Below are 18,497 nucleotides of genomic sequence, written 5' to 3' on the forward strand. Positions count from 1 at the left end.
AAATTTATGTATCAAATATGGTTAAAAATATTCTTTAGGAATAGTAAAAAGAATTGGTTAAACACTATTATTAATATTAGTGGTTTAACGTTAGGGTTGGCTGGTTTATTAATTGTTTTATTATACTTAAACGAAGAGAAAAGTTATAATCAGTGGAATCCTAATAAGGATGATGTTTACAGAGTAAATTTAAAACAAGCTAAAAATGATGAAGTTTGGTATACTGTAAATGCAGGAATGTATTTAACATTTCCAAAAGAATTACCAGAAGTAACAGCTTCTGTAATGGTAAAACCATTTTACAGAAGTAAAGTGATTCAGTACAAAGATGGGTTTGAATTTAATGATAAAACAATATTTACAGAACCTCAGTTTTTTGACTTTTTCCCTTTTCAAATTATTGCAGGATCTTCTCAGAAATTTACTGAAACAAGAAAGAATATAGCATTATCAAAAGCATATGCGGAAAGAATTTTTAAAGGAGATAAAGCGGTAGGTAATACGGTAAAAATTGATGGAGAAAATTATGTTGTAAGTTGTGTATATGTAATTCCAAAGAATTCACATCACGAACCGGAAGTTTTAATTCAGTTTGATGAAGCGTTTGAAGTTAATTGGGGAAATCATAATAATGAAGTTTTTTGTAGAATTACTAAAGGAACAGATTTAGAAGATTTACAAAAAAAAATGAATCAAGTTATTATTGAAAAAGCCTATAGGCCTGAGGTTGAAAGTCATGGAATGACAATACCAGAGTTTGATAAAAAATACGGAATTCCAACAGTACTTTTAGACAAATTAGATACGTTATATTTGCATAATACCGCAAAAAGAGCAGGACCAAGTGGAACAGGGAATTATCAACTATTGATGGTTTTATTAGGTTTATCTATTCTTTTAATTGTTATTTCTTGTGTAAATTTCATCAATTTATCTGTAGCTACAGCTAGTCAAAGAGCTAAAGAAGTAGGAGTAAAGAAAACACTTGGTTTATCTAAAAAGCATTTGCTTTTTCAATATATATTAGAAATTGTTTTACAAGGATTTATATCGTTCCTTTTTGCTTTGGTAATAGTAGAGTTATCATTACCATTTTTTAATGAATTTATTGAAACTGAAATTTCAATTTTACATTCAAATTCATTAATAACGTTATTTTTTACAGCAATATTTGTATCTCTTTTTGTGGGTAGTATTCCTGCAATATACCTTTCTAATTTTAAGGCTGTTGAAGTTTTAAAAGGAAGTATTTCTAAAAGTAAAAAAGGAAACTTAGCAAGAAATATGATGCTAGGTTTACAGTTTTTAATTTCTGGTTTTTTTATTATTAGCATGTTAATCGTAGGTAATCAAATTAACTTTATGATGGAGAAAGAGTTAGGTTTTGATAAAGAACAAGTGCTTTCTGTAGATGTTTATAGCATGCCTAATAAGTATCAAAAATATAAATTGGCAAAAGAAGTATTATCTAAAAAAGAAAACATTATTGCTGTAACAGCAAGTATGTTCGTGCCAGGAGAAGGTTATGTAAACGGCACAGGTTTAAGACATAAAATGAATGATAAAAGCTTAAATACAGCATCAAACGTTGTAGATTATAATTACATAGATTTTGCTAAAATTAAATTGGTAAAAGGTAGAAACTTTTCTGATGAGAAAGCGACAGATAAAACCAACAAAATTATAATAAATGAAACAGCAGCTAAGGCATTAAATATTTATAACAATCCTTTAGGAGAGAAATTAGCTTTAGGTTGGCTTGAAGATGAAGATAAATCAAATTCCTTTGAAGTAATAGGTATGATTAAGGATTATCATTTTGATGGTTTTGATTCTAAAATAGCACCTATGTTTTTAGTTCCTTGGCACGGTTTAGAGTTTACGCATAGCTGGATTCCTGCAATTCAATTTAAAATTAAACCTAATAATATTGATGAATCTATTAGCGAAATAGAAACATATTGGAAACAAAATATAGATGCAAAGTATCCTTTTTCATATGAGTTTTTAGATAAGAAATTCGCGAAAACATATAAAAAATATCAGAAACAACAAACACTCTTTTTAGTACTTTCTTTATTCGTAATTTTAATTTCTTTGTTAGGATTATTTGCTTTGGCAACCTTAACAATTCAGCAACGATTAAAAGAAGTGGCGATTCGTAAAACATTAGGCGCATCAGTACATGAAATTATGATTCAGTTATTACAAAATTTTTTAAAAATTGTAATAACCTCTTCAGTAATACTAGTTCCTATTGCTTATTACTTTATGCAAAACTGGTTACAGAATTTTGTTTATAGAATAGATATGCCAATACTACCATACATAATAACGCCAATTATTTTGATTGTATTAGTGTTCTCTGTCGTAGGTTTTAAGGCTTATAAAGCAACAAAAATCGATTTAATTAAATATTTAAAATTCGAATAATATGATGTTTGTAAATTATAAACTTAAAATATTACTTCTATTAATCACTTCATTAATAGTAAATATAACTTTTGGACAAGATAAATTTATACCGTTAAATGACAACTTTAATAAAATAATTGTTAGTCCTCATATAGAAACTATTTTTATAAAAGGTGATGTTCCTAGTATTACTATTAAAAATATTAACGTACCTATAGAGAAATTTCAATATGAAATTAACTCAAAAACACTTCAAGTGTATTTAAAAGGAGCTAAAACTGTTACTAAAAACAAAAAAGTTAAGTACAAAAATTATAAGATAAAGAAACCTATTTATAAAAACACAGTAGTTAAAATAGTTATAACCTATGCAGATGTAGAAATATTTTCATTAAGAGGAGAAGAAAAAATAAATTTTAAAAACTCTTTGAGTCAATCAAAATGTAATTTAAGAATATATGGTAAATCAGAAGTTACAGTTGATATGATTAAAGTAGATGATTTAAAAATTACTATTTACGGAGAAAGTTACCTTAACATTAAAAAAGGTATTATTGATAAACAGAAAATAACAGCTTATGGATCTAGTAAAATCATAGCAAGTAATATAAAATCTAAAGAAATTAAACTAACAGCTTATGGTGAGGGGAGTTATCAATTTAATGTATCTGATAGAATTAAAGTAAGTTCTTATGGTGAATCAATTATAACATATAGAGGAAAAGCTGACTTAAAAAAAGGAATTATTATAGGAAATACACAAATAATAACTGTAGATTAAATAAAGAAGACACATTAAAAAATGTGTCTTCTACCTTTTACATAAAAACTATTAATCTAACCCTTCAAAATTTGACTAATAACAAGTACAATATACAATTTATCAAACAAGTTCTTTGTAACATATGTTACAAAGAACTTGTTTGATATAAAAAAAAAGGCGAAATTTTATTTCCCCTTTTGCCCCTAATTTTTAATATTCTTTCCCTAAAATATATTAAACTTGTATGTATTACGAATTTATATAGATAATGAAAAAAACAACTGTAAATAACCATAATCCTTTAAATTTAATATAATTCCCTCTTTTTAATAAAATTAAAAAGAGGGAATTATATTAAAAAACACCGAGTTTATTTAGAATTTAAAATCCAATTTCTCGCATTTACAAAAGCTTCTAACCAAGGTGAAACTTCATCTTTTCTATTTTCTGGGTAATTAGCCCAGTTCCACTGAAAAGTAGAACGTTCAATATGAGGCATTGTTACTAAATGTCTTCCTGATTTATCAGATAACATTGCTGTGTTAAAATCAGAGCCATTAGGGTTGTTAGGATAGCCTTCATAACCGTATTTGGCAACAATATTATAATTTTCTTCAGGTTCTGGTAAGTTAAATTTTCCTTCTCCATGAGAAATCCAAACACCTAATTCTGTTCCTGTTAAAGATGATAGCATTACCGAATTATTTTCTTGAATTTTAACAGATGTAAAAGAACTTTCGTGTTTTTTAGAATCGTTATGCACTAATTTACCGTGTACTTTATGATCTGGATTTATTAAATCTAATTCCATCCATAACTGTGCTCCATTACAAATTCCTACAGATAAAGTATCTTCACGTTTAAAGAAATTCTTTAAAGCAGTATTTGCCTTTTCATTGTATTTAAAAGCACCAGCCCATCCTTTAGCAGACCCTAAAACATCCGAATTAGAAAAACCACCAACGGCTCCAATAAACTGAATATCTTCTAAAGTTTCACGACCTGAAATTAAATCGGTCATATGTACATCTTTTACATCAAAACCAGCTAAATACATAGCATTTGCCATTTCGCGCTCAGAATTAGATCCTTTTTCACGGATGATGGCTGCTTTTGGTTTCGCAATTTTGCTCGAAGTGACAGGTAGTTTACCTGTAAAATGTTTTGGAAATGTATATTGTAAAGGTTGCTTTTTATAGTTGTCAAAACGGTTTTTAGCTAAACCATTTGCAGTTTGTCTTTTATCTAATAAATAAGAAGTCTTATACCAAACATCTCTCATTTCAGTAACATCAAAAGAGAAATTGTCTTCATTATTTTTAATAGTTACTTTTCCTGAATTATTAGCTGTTCCGATTGTAAAAAACTCAATATTATTTTCTGATAAAATAGGTTCTACTGAAGTATCAGCTTGAAAAACAATTCCGCTATTTTCAGAGAATAATACTTTAATAGAATCTTCTTCATTTAAAGCAGAAATATCAAAATCGGCACCTAAATTAACATCCGCAAAACACATTTCTAATAAAGTTGTAATCAATCCACCAGAAGCAACATCGTGCCCTGCCGAAATTTTATCAGCTTTAATTAAATCTTGAATCGTATTAAACGTATTTTTTACAAAAGCTGAATTTTTTACATCCGGAGCTTCATTACCAATCGTATTTAAAACTTGGTTGAAAGAACTTCCTCCTAATTTAAATTCATCTTGAGAAATATTGATATAATAAATATTTCCGCCATCAACTTTTAAAAGAGGCTCAACAACTTTAGTTATTTCACTACAGTTACCGGCAGCAGAAATAATAACAGTTCCAGGGGAAATTACTTCTCCGTCTTTATATTTCTGTTTCATTGATAAAGAATCTTTTCCTGTAGGAACATTGATTCCTAAATCAATAGAAAACTCTGAAATTGCTTTAACCGCTTTATATAAACGTGCATCTTCACCTTCATTTTTACAAGGCCACATCCAATTTGCAGATAAAGAAACCGAAGCTAAATTATTTTTTAAAGGTGCCCAAATAAGGTTGGTTAAAGATTCGGTAATAGAATTTCTACTTCCTGCTTCTGGGTGAATTAATCCCGAAATAGGCGAGTGGCCAATAGAAGTAGCAACGCCTTCTTTCCCTTTATAATCTAGGGCCATAACACCTACATTATTTAACGGAATTTGTAACGGACCAACACATTGTTGTTTGGCAACTTTACCACCAACACAACGATCTACTTTGTTGGTTAACCAATCTTTACAAGCTACAGCCTCAAGTTGTAAAACTTGTTCTAAATAGATTTGTAAATTTTTAGTTTTATATCTTGAATTCTTGTAATTTCTTACAATTGTTTTATCAGTTAAAACGGTTTTAGGAGAAGATCCAAACATATCTTCTAAAGCTAAATCCATTGGTTTTTCGCCAGTAGTTTCAGATTCAAAAGTAAAACGATCGTTTCCTGTAACTTCTCCAACAGTATATATTGGAGAACGCTCACGTTCTGCAATTTTCTGTAAAGTATCTATATGTTTTTCGGCAATTACTAATCCCATACGTTCTTGAGATTCGTTTCCGATAATTTCTTTTGCTGATAAAGTAGGATCTCCAACAGGTAATTTATCTAGATTGATTTTACCACCAGTATCTTCTACTAATTCTGATAAACAATTTAAATGTCCACCAGCACCATGATCATGAATAGAAACAATAAAATTCTCTTCACTTTCTACCATTCCTCGAACAGCATTTGCTGCACGTTTTTGCATTTCCGGATTAGAGCGCTGTACTGCGTTTAATTCGATTCCACTAGCAAATTCTCCAGTGTCTGCAGACGAAACTGCAGCGCCTCCCATACCAATTCGATAATTTTCACCACCAAGAATAACTATTTTATCGCCTTCATTTGGTGTGTCTTTTAATGCTTGCTCAGCTTTTCCATAACCAATTCCACCAGCTTGCATAATCACTTTATCAAAACCTAGTTTTCTAGGTTTAGCATCGCTAGAAGCAGCATTTTCTTCATGCTCGAAAGTTAAAACAGAACCCGTAATTAATGGTTGTCCGAATTTATTTCCAAAATCAGATGCTCCATTAGAAGCTTTTATTAAAATATCCATCGGAGTTTGGTACAACCAATCTCTAGCTTCAAATTTATTTTCCCAATATCTATTTTCTTCTAATCTAGAGTAAGAGGTCATATAAACTGCAGTACCAGCTAAAGGTAAAGAACCTTTTCCTCCTGCCAATCTATCTCTAATTTCTCCTCCAGAACCTGTTGCAGCGCCATTAAAAGGCTCAACCGTTGTAGGGAAATTATGTGTTTCTGCTTTTATTGAAATTACAGAATCAAATTCTTTTGTTTCGTAAAAATCTGGTTTGTCAGCTGTTTTTGGTGCAAATTGCTCAACTTTAGGACCTTTTACAAAAGCAACATTATCTTTATATGCCGAAACAATATCGTTAGGAAATTTTTTTGATGTTTCTTTTATTAATTTGAATAGGGAAGTAGGCATCTCTTCGCCATCGATAACGAAAGTTCCGTTAAATATTTTATGACGACAGTGTTCTGAATTTACTTGAGAGAATCCAAAAACTTCAGAATCGGTTAATTTTCTTCCTATTTTAGTAGCAACACTTTCTAAATATTCAACCTCTTCAGTGCTTAAAGCTAATCCTTCTTGTTTATTATAAGCCGCAATGTCCTCAACATTTAAAATAGGTTCTGGTTGAATATCAATCGTAAAAATATCTTGATTTAAACCGTTATATTTTTGAGAAATCATTGGGTCGAAATCAGAAAAATCTTCTAAAACCACTTCAAATTCTTCTATTCTGATGATATCAGAAATACCCATATTTTGTGTTATTTCTACAGCATTGGTGCTCCAAGGTGTAATCATAGCGGCACGTGGACCAACAAAAAAGACGTCGAGAGACGTCGTATTTATTTTAGATTGGTTGCCAAATAACCAGGTAAGTTTTGAAATAGTTTCTGTAGATAATTCTTTTGTTGTTTGAACAGCAAATATTTTGCTGCTAACGTTTCCAAAGAAATGAATCATTGTGTTGTCGTATTTGTGTGTGTTGTTAAGCTGTAAATTTACTTATTTTGATTGAAATAAAAGCATAAAAAAAGCAGCAATTTCTTGCTGCTTTTTTTTATTAATTCCTGTTTTCAGGTATTCTATCTATTTCTATTTTACCTTTCTTTTGTGTTTTGTAGTTTTCGTAGCAGTTTAACACAGCTTCAATCATTTGAAGATCACTTGCTTTTTTTATAAAATATTCTGAATAATCACAATCTGTAAGTAATTTATTTAATTCTTGTCTATCCATTTCTAGATATTCCATCATTACTTCTCTATCAAACTTACCAGCAAGCATTTTACGTAAATCGTCTTCTTTTTTTAACTTTTTAAGCTTTTTAAGTTGCTTTGGTTTTTTTCCGAAGAGGTTATAAACCAAATCAACAGGATTTAACAATTTAGCTATCGGAGATGATATTTTTTGTGGTTTTCCTATTTCATAAGTTTGTGGCAATCCATTTATGTGAATTCTAGAAAAACGATCTTTAGGAACCTGTTTAACATCCACTTCTAAAACCCCTATAAGTTCTGTAGATTTAATTACAACCTCTTTAACTTCTTCAGGTTTCTCTCTTAATGAAATAACAACTTCGTTACCTTTTAAAAGATCATTTGTTACTTTTAATTTTATAGAAGAAAACCCAATAAACGAAACTAAAACAGTGTCGTTTGCTTTTGATGTTAATTCGAAAATTCCTTTTTCGTTTGTAATTGTACCAGTAACGGTGTTTAAATTTAAAATATGTGCTGCACTTAATGGTTTTTGAGTATCAGCGTCAATAACCTGACCTTTTAGTTTTTGACTTTGTGAGTAACCAATACTTGATATAAGTATTAGTACTATAAGAGATAAGTATTTTTTTTGCATGTGGTAAAAATAAGAATAATTGAACTTAAACTAGTTAATAAATTGTGAAATGAACATCACAAACATCAGCTAAAAATAAAAACTATAAATATTTTTAAAATATTTATAGTTTTATGTGTGCACGTAACAAGAGTCGAACTTGCACGTTCTTACGAACACAAGCCCCTCAAGCCTGCGCGTCTACCAATTCCGCCATACGTGCGTAAACTAAAAAAGTTAAGCAGATGCTTAACTTTTTTGTGACCGGGCTGGGGCTCGAACCCAGGACCCTCTCCTTAAAAGGGAGATGCTCTACCAACTGAGCTACCAGGTCATTGCTTCCTTCCGAAAGCGGTTGCAAATATACAACTGTTCTTTAAATCTAAAAAACTTTTTTATGATATTTTTTACGGATATTTGTAACAGCTTAATTATTAGTTTATGAAAATAGTATTAGTAGGGTATATGACGAGTGGTAAATCTACAATTGGTAGATTATTGGCAGAAAAAAAGAACTTTTCTTTTATTGATTTAGACAATTATATAGAAGAAAAGGAGGAAATGTCTGTTTCAGAAATTTTTGAAACAAAAGGTGAAATCTATTTCAGAAAACAAGAGCATCTATATTTAAAAGAGATTCTAACCTTAAAAAATGATATTATTTTAGCATTAGGTGGTGGTACGCCTTGTTATGCAAGTAATATGGATGTTATAAAAGACTCTATAAATACTGTTGCGGTTTATTTAAAAGCTAGTATCACTACAATTGCAACAAGGTTAACAACTGAGAAAAGTCAAAGACCTTTAGTTGCTAGACTAAAAAACGATGAGTTAGCAGAATTTGTAGCGAAACACTTATTTGAAAGAAGTTATTTTTATAATCAATCAAATTATAAAATAACTGTAGATGATAAAAAAACAGATATAATTGTTACAGAATTAAATGCTTTATTACGTTAAATAAACAAGCGTTTTGTTTTTATTAAATTCTACCACTACATGCTCTTTAATAGAGGTAGAGAGTGAAATACCTTTAAAATCTGCTTTTACAGGATATTTTTTATGATTTCTATTTACCAACACAGCTGTTTTAAAGCGCTTTAAAGGAACCTCTAAAAAATGTTTTACAGCATATATTAATGTGGTGCCTGAGTTTAAAACATCGTCAACCAAAACCAAAGACTTGTTTTTATACTCATCTTTAGTTAAAGAAGTTGTTATTGCCTTAATAGGATTTTTCTTATCAATAAAAACCTTACACAACTGAATTTTTAAAGGTGAAATTTCTGATAAAATTGTATATATTTTTTCAGCAAATAAATAGCCGTTATCAACGATTCCAGCAATTATAATTTCTTTTTCGTTACTATTGCTTTCATAAATTTGAAAAGCAATACGACGAATTTTTTGTTCAACTTCTAAATTATCTAGTATAATATTATCAGATACTGTCATGCTATTTATTTTAAAGGTTAAATATATTACAAATTAATATCATTTTCTTCAGAATCTGTACTATAATCATCTATATCTCTACGATCTTTTTTAGTAGGTCTTCCAGCTCCTTTTTTACGATAATAATCTTTAGAATATTTTAACAAGGCTGTTTTTTCAAATTCTTCCTTTGGAGTTAAATCTTTTCTATATAAATCAACCAATTTTGCACCAACTCGACTTGTCGGTATATCTAAAACCTTTATTTTGTAATTAATTTGATTTTTACGAATGGTTATTTCTTCATTTCCGAATATCTCTTTAGACGGTTTTAAGTTGGTTCCATTAATTTTAATATGTCCTTTTTTACAAGTATCTGTAGCGATACTACGTGTTTTAAAAAAGCGAATACACCATAAATATTTATCTATTCTCATATAAAAAGTTAAATTTTATCTTTTTGTTTTTTACAAAGGTATAAAAATGGTAAATTGCAGGTTAAAATTTCAGAATTAAATGATAAAATTTAAGCACTTATTTTACACTGTAGCTGTTGCCGCAGTTTTATATTCTTGTGGAAGCGATAATAACAACTCTTTTGTTGATAATTTTGACCACGAAGCACAAGCTATTATTGATAATGATTCATTGGTTAAGTTTTTAAAAAACAATTATTATGATAGTGATTTAGATTTAGTTAAGGTTATAGATGATAACCAAGTTTCTTTATTTGACGATACTAAACTAGAAACTAAAGATGTTACAGAATATGATATAGATTACACTTTGTATTATTATATGAAAAGTCAAGGAGAACCAAATGTTGACAAAGGTTTCCCTTCAGTAATGGATTCTGTGTACGCAAAGTATAGCGGTCAAAGAATTTTAAATGCAAATAGTATAAGCTCTAATTTCGATGCAAATACTACATGGTTATCTCTAAGTCAGGTAATAAGAGGTTGGACATATAGTTTTGTTCATTTTAAAGGTGGTAATAATATCACTCAAGATGGAGAGCAGATAAACTTTGATAAAGGAGGTAGAGGTATATTATTTATACCTTCAGGTTTAGGATATAGAAATGTAGCAAGACCTAGTATTTCAGCTAACTCAAATTTAATGTTTACTATTGAATTGTGGGATTTTGTAGAAGGTACAGATGATGATCAAGATAATGTTTCTTCTATAAATGAAGATATTGATGGTGATGGAGACCCTAGAAATGATGATACGGATGGTAACGGAAGACCAGACTACTTAGATGAAGATGATGATGGAGATGGTAAATTAACAAAAGATGAAGATGCTAACGGTGATGGAGATCCTAGAAATGATTTTAGTGACCCGAATAAACCAACTGTTCCAGATTATTTAAATAGAGATATTAGATAATAATTTTAATTATATAGTATAAAAAAACCGAAGCTTCTAAGCTTCGGTTTTTTTATACTTATTCTACATTTTAAAATCTGTAAGAAAGACCTACAATTATTTGATTTACACGAGTATCAAAATTTACATCTCCAACACTAGAATCAACAAAATTAGCTTCAGTATCAGATAGAGATCTTTCCCAACGAACGTCTAAACCTAATTTACCTAATTCAATACCAGCACCAAACTGAACACCAACAGAAAAACCATCAGAATCTACCTGCTTTAAATCAGCAATATCAAAATCAGAATCTAAAATATATTGAAAAGAAGGTCCTGCAAATACATGTGCTACTTTTAAAAACTTCATTCCAACTAAAACAGGTATGTCTATTTTTTGAAATTCATAGGTAGTAGTTCTATTCTGAATACTTCCTGTATTTTGTTTATAAATTACCTTGTTGCTTAATTGGGTATATACAATTTCTGGTCTTAAATATAAACCTGTTAGCGGTAGATTAAAACGCAACCATGCACCTGCATGAAAACCTGTTTTACTCTCTGCACCTTCAAAAACATCATCTTTTACGTCAGAGAAAGAATCTGAATTGTAATTAATACCTCCTTTAAGACCTACTTGTATTTGAGCTTGAATTAATTGTGTTCCTATTAAAAGGAATACTACTAGAATTACTTTTTTCATATTTATTGATTTTTAGTATAGTATATAAAACTTATTAATTTTAAAATTATTGAGTTTAGCAAAAGAAAAAAGCATCATTTTTATAAATGATGCTTTAATGTTATTGAGTAATAAAAATTATTTTCTAGAAATAACCTTTTTTACAGCTTCAATTATGGCTTTATCATTTAAACCATACTTCTCCATTAATTGATCTGGAGTTGCAGATTCACCAAAACTATCGTTTACAGCTACAAATTCTTGTGGAGTAGGAGTATTGGTAGCTAAACAACGTGCTACACTTTCACCTAAACCTCCATATTTATTATGCTCTTCTGCGGTTACAATACAACCTGTTTTTGCGATAGATTTTAATATAATATCTTCATCTAAAGGTTTAATTGTATGAATATTTATTACTTCCGCAGAAATACCTTTTTCTTCTAATTGCTCAGCTGCTTGTAAAGCTTCCCAAACTAAATGACCTGTAGCAACGATTGTTACATCATTTCCTTCAGTTAATTTTATACCTTTTCCTATTTCAAAAGGCTCATCAGTCATAAAAACGGGTACTTTTGGTCTTCCAAAACGTAAATACACAGGCCCTTCATAATCAGCAATAGCAAGTGTTGCAGCTTTAGTTTGACTATAATCACAAGTGTTTATAACAGTCATACCTGGCAGCATTTTCATCAAACCAATATCTTCTAATATTTGATGTGTTGCACCGTCTTCACCTAATGTTAATCCTGCATGTGATGCACAAATTTTTACATTTTTATCTGAATAAGCTACAGATTGACGAATTTGATCGTAAACACGACCTGTAGAGAAGTTTGCAAAAGTTCCTGTAAACGGAATTTTACCTCCTATAGTTAAGCCTGCAGCAATACCAATCATATTAGCTTCAGCAATTCCTATCTGAAAGAAACGTTCTGGGTGATTATCTTTAAAGTCTCCCATTTTTAAAGACCCTGTTAAATCTGCACATAGTGCAACTACATTAGGGTTTGTTTTTCCTAATTCAGTTAAACCATCACCAAATCCAGATCGGGTATCCTTTTTCTCGGTATATGTATATTTTTTCATTAGTATATATTGTGTGTTGTATGTGTCAAAAATAATCTTTTAAAAAAAAATAATCTTACAAATTTGATAATTCTTTATAAAGTTTATGAACAGGAAACCCCATTACATTAAAATAACTTCCTTCGATTTTAGTAATTGCTATTTTACCAATCCATTCTTGAATTCCGTATGCTCCTGCCTTGTCAAAAGGTTTATAAGTATTAATGTAGTAAGCTATTTCATCATCCGTCAGGTGTTTAAAGGTAACAGTTGTAGTATCGTTTATTACTTTTTTAAACTTTTTATTGGTAATACATATAGAAGTAATAACTTTATGTGTGTTGTTAGATAATTCTTTTAGCATTTTAAAAGCATCTGCGTAATCTTTAGGTTTGCCAAGTGCTTTGTCGTTAGACCACACAATAGTATCAGAAGTTATTAAAAGATCTTTTTCAGATAACTCACTTTTAAAAGGTGTCGATTTTAAGTCAGAAAGAAAATCTGTAATCTCATGTTCTTTTAAATGAGAAGGATAAACCTCTTCAACTTCCTTTATTTTTATTGTAAAAGGAACATCTAAGTCTTTTATTAACTCTTGTCTTCTGGGTGAATTTGAAGCCAAAATTATATTGTAATTTGATATTTTTTTAGATAACATGTTTAAGGTGGTAAGAAATAATTGGAATACTAATAAAGGCTAAAACATACCCTACATTTAATATTCTTAATAAATTACTATAATCGTCAGAGTTTAAGGCTTTATTTAGAAAATAGATAAAAAATAATTCAGGAATAATACCAAAAGAAATAATGACACATCTTATATATACATTAGTAACGTAAAAAAAAGCAATAAAAACAACTAAAAAACAAGCTAAAACAGTAATTGTCATAGCTATATTTTTAGATCTTCTTCTTCCTAATAAAACAGGAAGAGTCTTGTTTTTATAAAAGTTATCTTGATTAATATTTTTTATATCGATAATAATTTCTTTAATAATACTGGTTAAAAAAGAAATTATTACATATAATATTACAATAACTTGTAAGTTAAAGTATAGATCCAGTTTTGATGATGTTATATTTAAGGGAAAGTCGTACCAGCAAACAAATAATACAACAAAAGACTTTAAAAAAGGCTTTAATATATTACTCATAAATGTTTTCTGTTTGATTTTTTTTGAATAAATAAAAAGTAAGATCATACAGCTAAAAAAAAACAAACTGTAATGAGGTTTATCTATTTTATAAGAAATTAAAGTTCCCAAGGTGAGCCCAATAACACCAAAAAAAAACGCAAATATTTTAGTGTATTTTAATAAAGAATCTTTACTTTTTTTAATGTTGTTATAATGTAAAATTAAGTGGCTTGATGCTATTAGTGATGTAATTGAAGTTGCTAAAATAGCTAAGTCGTAAAAAGAAAGAACCGTATTAAACCCAAAACCATATAAAAAACAATATTTAAATAGATAAAGAACAAAAACTAAGTACAGTAGTCTTTTCCATTGTATAATATTTAATATGGTGTTAAGAATAGTCATTAATTAAAATCTTTTTTAATTCTAGCTAAATCTCTTTTACTATCTCTATCTTTCATTGTTTGGCGCTTGTCATGCGTCTTTTTACCTCTAGCCAAAGCAATATCTAATTTAGCCCAACCTTTATCATTTATAAAAAGTTTTAAAGGCACAATCGTGTTTCCTTTAGCTTCAACTTCTCTTTCTAACTTTTTTAACTCGTTTTTGTTTAATAACAAACGACGTTCACTCGTTGTTTTGTGATTGAAATGATTACCAAAAGAATATTCTTCAATATACATGTTGATAATAAAAAGTTCTCCTTGCTCATTAAATTCACAAAAACTTTCAGTTATTCGAGCTTTACTAAGTCGTATCGATTTTATCTCTGTACCTGTAAGTTGAATTCCGGCAGTATATTTATCTATGATCTCGTATTCAAAACGAGCTTTTTTATTTTGTATGTTTATCTTTTTCTGCATCAGCTGTTATTCATGTATTTTAATAACAAATATAAAGTATTAGTTTGTTTTTTACCGACTAATCAACTGTTATCTTCTTGATAGATGTAGTTTTGTTTCTGAATGATTTTTTTAATGAAATTATAAATAAACTAGCATTATCATTGTCGTCCATCGATTCGTAAACTTCTGATTTTATAATCTTATTTGCAAACTGCGGAGTAGTATTACTATGACCAACAATTAAAACTGTTTTTCCTGTCGTTTCTTTTTCAAAATCTTTAGAAAAACATATTGCTAGGATCGTAATTTATAATATCTAGTTTCTTGCTATCTGCTGTAGGTTTTGCAGTTTGCATGGTTCTGTTGTAATTTGTAGAATAGACTGCATTTAAATTGATATCTTTAAAGTATTCGCCCCATTTTTTAGCACGTTCTTTTCCTTTTTTATTTAAATTAGGATTCTTATTCGACTTATCTGTTCTGTCTTTTTCTGCGTGACGAATTAAGTAATAAGTTGTATTGGTTTCTTCTAGTGCGCAAGATGATAATAAACCAAGAGTAGCAGTAAAAATTAAAAGATATTTTTTCATGATAAGTTATTTATGATGCGAATATAATTAAAAATAAAAAGCGGTGTTTTTTCAAACACCGCTTTCAATCAACTATAATAAACAAACTTCTAATTTTCTATTAAATCAGATTGATTTCTAAAAACTAGTTTACTATCAAAAGCATCTAATAAAATAATGCTATCTGTAGTTACATTTCCTGCTAAAATCTCTTTAGATAATTGATTTAACACTTCTTTTTGAATTACACGTTTTACAGGTCTTGCTCCGAATTCGGGCTGATATCCTTTAACAGCTAAATAAGCAATAGCTTCGTTTGTTGCATCAAAAGTGATGTTTTGTAACGCTATCATTTTTTTAACATTGTTTAATTGTATTTCTACAATTTGTATAATATCTTCTTTTGATAACGGTGTAAACAAGGTTATATCATCAATTCTATTAATAAATTCAGGACGCACAGTTTGTTTTAGTAAACCTAAAACTTCTGTTTTTGCTAAATCCATTGTGGTGTGAATATCACCTTTAAAATTCTCAAATTTTTCTTGAATAATTTCACTTCCCATATTAGACGTCATGATAATAATGGTGTTTTTAAAATCAGCAACTCGTCCTTTATTATCTGTTAATCTACCTTCATCTAAAACTTGTAACAAAGTATTAAACGTATCAGGGTGTGCTTTTTCAATTTCATCTAACAGTACAACAGAATACGGTTTTCTACGAACAGCTTCAGTTAACTGACCACCTTCGTCATAACCAACATAACCAGGAGGAGCACCAACTAAACGGCTTACAGAATGACGCTCTTGATATTCGCTCATATCTATCCTTGTCATAGCGTTTTCATCATCAAATAAATATGTTGCTAATGCTTTTGCAAGTTCAGTTTTACCAACTCCGGTAGTTCCTAAAAACAAGAAACTTCCTAAAGGTTTATTCGGGTTCTGCAATCCTGTTCTAGAGCGACGAACGGCATCTGCAACAGCTTCAATAGCTTCTTCTTGTCCAACAACTCGTTTGTGTAGCTCATCTTCTAATTTTAATAATTTTTCACGCTCAGATTGTAACATTTTAGTAACCGGAACACCTGTCCACTTTGCTACAACCTCTGCAATATCAGCATAAGTAACTTCTTCTTTAATTAAAGCATTTTCACTTTGGTTTTCTAATATTTCTTGCTGTGTTTCAAGCAACACTTGTGCTTCTTTAATTTTACCATAACGTAATTCTGCAACCTTACCATAATCTCCATTGCGCTCTGCTTTATCAGCCTCTAATTTGTAATTTTCAATATCAGTTTTTAATTGCTGAACAGCATCTACAACAGCTTTTTCTGATTGCCATTTAGCATTAATTTCGTTGCGTTCTTCTTTAAAATTAGCTATATCTGCATTTAAAGATTTTAATTTAACTTCATCATTTTCACGTTTAATAGCTTCTATTTCAATTTCTAACTGCATTATTTTACGATCTAAAACATCTAAATTTTCTGGTTTAGAGTTTATTTCCATTCGTAATTTCGCAGCCGCTTCATCCATCAAGTCAATAGCTTTGTCTGGTAAGAATCGATTAGTGATATAACGTTGCGATAATTCTACAGCACCAATAATAGCATCATCTTTAATACGTACTTTATGGTGTGTTTCGTATTTATCTTTAATTCCTCTCAAAATAGAAATAGCGCTTTCTGTATCTGGTTCATCAACCATAACTTTTTGAAAACGACGTTCTAATGCTTTGTCTTTTTCAAAATACTTTTGATATTCATCTAGGGTAGTGGCACCAATTGCACGTAATTCACCACGAGCCAAAGCAGGTTTTAAAATGTTGGCAGCATCCATAGCGCCTTGTCCACCACCAGCACCAACTAAGGTGTGAATTTCATCTATAAATAGAACAATATCTCCTTCGGATGTTGTTACTTCCTTTACAACAGATTTTAAGCGCTCTTCAAACTCTCCTTTAAATTTTGCTCCGGCAATTAAAGCCCCCATATCTAAAGAGTAAATAATTTTATTCTTTAAATTTTCAGGAACATCACCACGAATAATTCGATGTGCTAAACCTTCGGCAATTGCTGTTTTACCAGTTCCCGGTTCACCTACTAAAATGGGATTATTTTTTGTTCTACGTGATAATATCTGTAATAAACGGCGAATTTCTTCGTCACGACCAATTACAGGATCTAATTTACCGTCTTGTGCTAATTTATTTAAATTGTTAGCATATTTATTTAAAGAATTATAGGTTTCTTCTGCACTTTGAGAAATAACTCTTTCTCCGTTTCTTAATTCATCAATAGCTGCTTTTAAACTTTTTTCGGTAACTCCCTGATCTTTTAAGACTTGAGAAATTTGACTTTTAGATTTAAAAATAGCTAAAATTAAATGTTCTATAGAAACATACTCATCTTCCATTTTTTGTGCAATGATAGCTGCTTCATTTAGTGTTTTATTTGCTTCACGAGAAAGCATTAAATCACCTCCCGAAACTTTAGAAAAACTCTCTAACTGTTTCTCTAAAATTTGTAACACAACATTAATATTAATATTGAGTTTCTTTAGTATAAATGGTAACACGTTTTCATCAACCGTAAATAAGGCTTTAAAAATATGCTCATTTTCTATTTGCTGATTACCATTACTTTGCGCTAATTGTTGCGCTTGTTGTATGGTTTCTTGTGATTTTATTGTATAATTGTTTATATTCATATCATTTATTTTTTCATTTGTAAATCAAAAGTAATACCATTTGATTTCGGTGAGAAAATAAAGACAAAAAGTCACTTAAGTTCTTTTTTTACTGACTTTTTGGCAGCTTGAAAGTTTTAATATAAGATATCGACTACGTTAAAAAAATAATTATGGGAATATTAAATTCAATTTTTGGAAATAAAGAAGAAAAAGAACAAAAGCAAGAATCTTTTATAAAATGGATTCCTTTAACATCAATAGAACAACTTAAAGAAATTAAGGCTCAATCTAAAAAAGAAGCCGTTGCTATTTTTAAACATTCAACAAGATGTGGTATAAGTAGTATGGTAATTAAAAGGTTTGTAAGTAGTTTTGATGAGAGTTTAAAAGATTTTAAAATCTATTATTTAGATTTGTTATCGTACCGAGAAATATCTAGCGAAATAGGGTATGAGTTTCAAGTTTTACACGAATCTCCTCAGTTGTTAGTTGTTAAAAACGAAGAGGTAGTTGCACATGCTTCTCACTACGAAATAGCTCAAATCGATTTAAGAAAGTTCTAAAATAGTTCCTGTTTTTAACAAAAC

Annotated in this window: 16 protein-coding genes and 2 tRNA genes; 5 read left to right on the forward strand and 13 right to left on the reverse strand. The window is 29.5% G+C overall.

Annotated elements, in window-relative coordinates; translation table 11 throughout:
* Nucleotides 1-6 precede the first annotated feature (6 nt).
* Together P2G10_RS05465 and P2G10_RS05470 are read left to right on the forward strand one after the other, a co-directional pair.
* Entirely contained in the window at nucleotides 7-2,433 is a 2,427-nt protein-coding gene (locus P2G10_RS05465; protein ID WP_275315555.1) for an ABC transporter permease, read from the forward strand.
* 1 nt (nucleotide 2,434) lies between these two features.
* Nucleotides 2,435-3,196 (forward strand): GIN domain-containing protein, encoded by a 762-nt coding sequence (locus P2G10_RS05470; RefSeq protein WP_275315556.1) that lies wholly within the window; start codon nucleotides 2,435-2,437, stop codon nucleotides 3,194-3,196.
* A 352-nt stretch (nucleotides 3,197-3,548) separates the two neighbouring features.
* Here P2G10_RS05470 and purL read toward each other — a convergent pair whose 3' ends face one another.
* From purL to P2G10_RS05490, 4 genes are all read right to left on the reverse strand, one after another.
* A complete protein-coding gene (gene purL, locus P2G10_RS05475) occupies nucleotides 3,549-7,232 on the reverse strand; it encodes a phosphoribosylformylglycinamidine synthase (RefSeq protein ID WP_275315557.1) in 3,684 nt (1,227 codons plus the stop codon).
* A 100-nt stretch (nucleotides 7,233-7,332) separates the two neighbouring features.
* On the reverse strand, nucleotides 7,333-8,124 hold the full coding sequence (locus P2G10_RS05480) for a carboxypeptidase-like regulatory domain-containing protein (RefSeq protein ID WP_275315559.1): 792 nt from the start codon (nucleotides 8,122-8,124) through the stop codon (nucleotides 7,333-7,335).
* Nucleotides 8,125-8,242: 118 nt separating this feature from the next.
* Nucleotides 8,243-8,326 (reverse strand) — tRNA-Leu (locus tag P2G10_RS05485).
* Between the two features lie 38 nt (nucleotides 8,327-8,364).
* Nucleotides 8,365-8,437: transfer RNA gene (locus P2G10_RS05490), tRNA-Lys, on the reverse strand.
* 107 nt (nucleotides 8,438-8,544) lie between these two features.
* Between P2G10_RS05490 and P2G10_RS05495 the strand changes: the two genes are divergently transcribed.
* Entirely contained in the window at nucleotides 8,545-9,063 is a 519-nt protein-coding gene (locus P2G10_RS05495) for a shikimate kinase (RefSeq protein ID WP_275315560.1), read from the forward strand.
* Here P2G10_RS05495 and P2G10_RS05500 read toward each other — a convergent pair.
* The gene (locus P2G10_RS05500; protein ID WP_275315561.1) at nucleotides 9,055-9,558 is read right to left on the reverse strand and encodes a phosphoribosyltransferase domain-containing protein; all 504 of its coding nucleotides are present in this window, start codon (nucleotides 9,556-9,558) and stop codon (nucleotides 9,055-9,057) included. The two genes, P2G10_RS05495 and P2G10_RS05500, sit on opposite strands and share 9 nt — an antisense overlap.
* A gap of 26 nt (nucleotides 9,559-9,584) precedes the next feature.
* The gene (locus P2G10_RS05505) at nucleotides 9,585-9,974 is read right to left on the reverse strand and encodes an RNA-binding S4 domain-containing protein (RefSeq protein ID WP_218772547.1); all 390 of its coding nucleotides are present in this window, start codon (nucleotides 9,972-9,974) and stop codon (nucleotides 9,585-9,587) included.
* A gap of 79 nt (nucleotides 9,975-10,053) precedes the next feature.
* Here P2G10_RS05505 and P2G10_RS05510 point away from each other — a divergent pair, with 79 nt between their 5' ends.
* Nucleotides 10,054-10,929, forward strand: a complete 876-nt coding sequence (locus P2G10_RS05510) for an FKBP-type peptidyl-prolyl cis-trans isomerase (protein WP_275315563.1) — start codon at nucleotides 10,054-10,056, stop codon at nucleotides 10,927-10,929.
* A 70-nt stretch (nucleotides 10,930-10,999) separates the two neighbouring features.
* Here P2G10_RS05510 and P2G10_RS05515 read toward each other — a convergent pair whose 3' ends face one another.
* The 7 genes from P2G10_RS05515 to clpB form a co-directional block, all read right to left on the reverse strand.
* Nucleotides 11,000-11,614 (reverse strand): porin family protein, encoded by a 615-nt coding sequence (locus P2G10_RS05515; RefSeq protein WP_275315564.1) that lies wholly within the window; start codon nucleotides 11,612-11,614, stop codon nucleotides 11,000-11,002.
* Nucleotides 11,615-11,731: 117 nt separating this feature from the next.
* Nucleotides 11,732-12,682 (reverse strand): transketolase family protein, encoded by a 951-nt coding sequence (locus P2G10_RS05520; RefSeq protein WP_275315565.1) that lies wholly within the window; start codon nucleotides 12,680-12,682, stop codon nucleotides 11,732-11,734.
* A gap of 55 nt (nucleotides 12,683-12,737) precedes the next feature.
* Complete coding sequence (locus P2G10_RS05525; protein ID WP_275315566.1) at nucleotides 12,738-13,319, reverse strand: Maf-like protein; 582 nt, start codon at nucleotides 13,317-13,319, stop codon at nucleotides 12,738-12,740.
* Nucleotides 13,309-14,205, reverse strand: a complete 897-nt coding sequence (locus P2G10_RS05530) for a UbiA family prenyltransferase (RefSeq protein ID WP_275315567.1) — start codon at nucleotides 14,203-14,205, stop codon at nucleotides 13,309-13,311. Before P2G10_RS05530 ends, P2G10_RS05525 begins: the two co-directional genes overlap by 11 nt.
* On the reverse strand, nucleotides 14,205-14,663 hold the full coding sequence (gene smpB, locus P2G10_RS05535) for an SsrA-binding protein SmpB (RefSeq protein WP_275315568.1): 459 nt from the start codon (nucleotides 14,661-14,663) through the stop codon (nucleotides 14,205-14,207). Before smpB ends, P2G10_RS05530 begins: the two co-directional genes overlap by 1 nt.
* 260 nt (nucleotides 14,664-14,923) lie before the next feature.
* Complete coding sequence (locus tag P2G10_RS05540; RefSeq protein WP_275315569.1) at nucleotides 14,924-15,235, reverse strand: histidine phosphatase family protein; 312 nt, start codon at nucleotides 15,233-15,235, stop codon at nucleotides 14,924-14,926.
* An 89-nt stretch (nucleotides 15,236-15,324) separates the two neighbouring features.
* The gene (clpB, locus tag P2G10_RS05545; RefSeq protein WP_275315570.1) at nucleotides 15,325-17,928 is read right to left on the reverse strand and encodes an ATP-dependent chaperone ClpB; all 2,604 of its coding nucleotides are present in this window, start codon (nucleotides 17,926-17,928) and stop codon (nucleotides 15,325-15,327) included.
* A 152-nt stretch (nucleotides 17,929-18,080) separates the two neighbouring features.
* On the opposite strand from clpB, the gene ytxJ reads away from it, so the two are divergent.
* Nucleotides 18,081-18,473, forward strand: a complete 393-nt coding sequence (gene ytxJ / locus P2G10_RS05550) for a bacillithiol system redox-active protein YtxJ (protein WP_275315571.1) — start codon at nucleotides 18,081-18,083, stop codon at nucleotides 18,471-18,473.
* The last annotated feature ends 24 nt before the right edge of the window (nucleotides 18,474-18,497 follow it).

Origin of the sequence: Tenacibaculum bernardetii (assembly GCF_029125915.1) — a bacterium.
GTDB classification, from domain to species: domain Bacteria; phylum Bacteroidota; class Bacteroidia; order Flavobacteriales; family Flavobacteriaceae; genus Polaribacter; species Polaribacter bernardetii.

Coding starts and splice junctions, on each gene's coding strand:
- P2G10_RS05520 (WP_275315565.1), bottom strand. CDS start 12,682: ATGAAAAAATATACATATACCGAGAAAAAGGATACCCGATCTGGATTT.
- P2G10_RS05530 (WP_275315567.1), bottom strand. CDS start 14,205: ATGACTATTCTTAACACCATATTAAATATTATACAATGGAAAAGACTA.
- clpB (WP_275315570.1), bottom strand. CDS start 17,928: ATGAATATAAACAATTATACAATAAAATCACAAGAAACCATACAACAA.
- P2G10_RS05470 (WP_275315556.1), top strand. CDS start 2,435: ATGATGTTTGTAAATTATAAACTTAAAATATTACTTCTATTAATCACT.
- P2G10_RS05480 (WP_275315559.1), bottom strand. CDS start 8,124: ATGCAAAAAAAATACTTATCTCTTATAGTACTAATACTTATATCAAGT.
- P2G10_RS05505 (WP_218772547.1), bottom strand. CDS start 9,974: ATGAGAATAGATAAATATTTATGGTGTATTCGCTTTTTTAAAACACGT.
- smpB (WP_275315568.1), bottom strand. CDS start 14,663: ATGCAGAAAAAGATAAACATACAAAATAAAAAAGCTCGTTTTGAATAC.
- purL (WP_275315557.1), bottom strand. CDS start 7,232: ATGATTCATTTCTTTGGAAACGTTAGCAGCAAAATATTTGCTGTTCAA.
- P2G10_RS05500 (WP_275315561.1), bottom strand. CDS start 9,558: ATGACAGTATCTGATAATATTATACTAGATAATTTAGAAGTTGAACAA.
- P2G10_RS05540 (WP_275315569.1), bottom strand. CDS start 15,235: ATGAAAAAATATCTTTTAATTTTTACTGCTACTCTTGGTTTATTATCA.
- P2G10_RS05525 (WP_275315566.1), bottom strand. CDS start 13,319: ATGTTATCTAAAAAAATATCAAATTACAATATAATTTTGGCTTCAAAT.
- ytxJ (WP_275315571.1), top strand. CDS start 18,081: ATGGGAATATTAAATTCAATTTTTGGAAATAAAGAAGAAAAAGAACAA.
- P2G10_RS05515 (WP_275315564.1), bottom strand. CDS start 11,614: ATGAAAAAAGTAATTCTAGTAGTATTCCTTTTAATAGGAACACAATTA.
- P2G10_RS05495 (WP_275315560.1), top strand. CDS start 8,545: ATGAAAATAGTATTAGTAGGGTATATGACGAGTGGTAAATCTACAATT.
- P2G10_RS05465 (WP_275315555.1), top strand. CDS start 7: ATGTATCAAATATGGTTAAAAATATTCTTTAGGAATAGTAAAAAGAAT.
- P2G10_RS05510 (WP_275315563.1), top strand. CDS start 10,054: ATGATAAAATTTAAGCACTTATTTTACACTGTAGCTGTTGCCGCAGTT.